Source organism: Paenarthrobacter sp. NPDC089322 (genome assembly GCF_040684895.1).
GTDB lineage: Bacteria > Actinomycetota > Actinomycetes > Actinomycetales > Micrococcaceae > Arthrobacter.
This window is the reverse complement of record NZ_JBFBGW010000040.1, coordinates 1,803-3,717: the sequence shown is the minus strand read 5'-3', so window position 1 is coordinate 3,717 and position 1,915 is coordinate 1,803. Positions and strand designations below refer to the sequence as shown.

1 rRNA gene (running past one end of the window) is annotated in these 1,915 nt (G+C 55.8%); it reads left to right on the top strand.

Annotation, left to right across the window (positions count from 1 at the left end):
- The first annotated feature begins 367 nt into the window (after positions 1-367).
- A 23S ribosomal RNA gene (locus AB0N65_RS20575) occupies positions 368-1,915 on the top strand (it continues 1,793 nt past the right edge of the window).

Here is a 1,915-nt window from a genome sequence, read left to right as displayed (position 1 = left end):
TGGGGGGGGGTTGTTGGGAACGTGCCGGGGTGTGGTTGGTGGGGGTTGTGTTTGGCGCACTGTTGGGTCCTGAGGCAACAGGATCCCTTATTGGCAGCAATGCTGGGGGCACTTCTGGTGTTTCTTTGGTTGTTCCTGCTTCCGTGTCTGCTGCGCGTGTTTGTGTGGTGGGTGTGGTTGACGGGGTTGTTGTTTGAGAACTACATAGTGGACGCGAGCATCTGGACGCATGCACCCGTGGTGGTGTGTGTGTTCGAGCAATTTCTTTGATATTGAACCTGGCCCTTGTGGCCGTGGTTCTCTCGAAAGTGATTGAGTGCATCGTGCCGGGCGGCCCCTTTTTGTGGGGGTTGTTTGGTTTGTGTGTGGTCAAGTTTTTAAGGGCACACGGTGGATGCCTTGGCATTAGGAGCCGAAGAAGGACGTAGGAATCTGCGATAAGCCTGGGGGAGTTGATAACCGAGCGGTGATCCCAGGATGTCCGAATGGGGAAACCCCGCACAACGCCTTTCGGGGTGATTGTGTGACCCGCATCTGAACACATAGGGTGCGTGGGGGGAACGCGGGGAAGTGAAACATCTCAGTACCCGCAGGAAGAGAAAACAAGAGTGATTCCGTTAGTAGTGGCGAGCGAACGCGGATCAGGCTAAACCGTTTCCATGTGTGATAGCCGGCGGGCGTTGCGTGGGCGGGGTTGTGGGACTTTGCGTGTTGGTTCTGCCGGACCAACGGGGTGTGGAGTGCAGGCATAGGTGAACGGTCTTGAAAGGCCGGCCAGAGAGGGTGTGAGCCCCGTAACTGTAATGTTGTGCACCGCCTGGAGAGTATCCCAAGTAGCACGGGGCCCGAGAAATCCCGTGTGAATCTGTCAGGACCACCTGATAAGCCTAAATACTTCCTAATGACCGATAGCGGACCAGTACCGTGAGGGAAAGGTGAAAAGTACCCCGGGAGGGGAGTGAAACAGTACCTGAAACCGTGTGCTTACAATCCGTCAGAGCAGGCTTGGTTCCTGTGATGGCGTGCCTTTTGAAGAATGAGCCTGCGAGTTAGTGTTACGTCGCGAGGTTAACCCGTGTGGGGTAGCCGTAGCGAAAGCGAGTCTGAACAGGGCGTTTGAGTGGCGTGATCTAGACCCGAAGCGGAGTGATCTACCCATGGCCAGGTTGAAGCGACGGTAAGACGTCGTGGAGGACCGAACCCACTTCAGTTGAAAATGGAGGGGATGAGCTGTGGGTAGGGGTGAAAGGCCAATCAAACTCCGTGATAGCTGGTTCTCCCCGAAATGCATTTAGGTGCAGCGTTGCGTGTTTCTTGCCGGAGGTAGAGCTACTGGATGGCCGATGGGCCCTACAAGGTTACTGACGTCAGCCAAACTCCGAATGCCGGTAAGTGAGAGCGCAGCAGTGAGACTGTGGGGGATAAGCTTCATAGTCGAGAGGGAAACAGCCCAGACCACCAACTAAGGCCCCTAAGCGTGTGCTAAGTGGGAAAGGATGTGGAGTTGCTTAGACAACCAGGAGGTTGGCTTAGAAGCAGCCATCCTTGAAAGAGTGCGTAATAGCTCACTGGTCAAGTGATTCCGCGCCGACAATGTAGCGGGGCTCAAGTACACCGCCGAAGTTGTGGCATTCACATGGTTCCAAGCCTTCGTGGTTCAGGAGTGTGGATGGGTAGGGGAGCGTCGTGTGGGCGGTGAAGTCGCGGTGGAAACCAGCGGTGGAGCCTACACGAGTGAGAATGCAGGCATGAGTAGCGAAAGACGGGTGAGAAACCCGTCCGCCGAATGATCAAGGGTTCCAGGGTCAAGCTAATCTGCCCTGGGTAAGTCGGGACCTAAGGCGAGGCCGACAGGCGTAGTCGATGGACAACGGGTTGATATTCCCGTACCGGCGAAAAACCGCCAATACCGAGC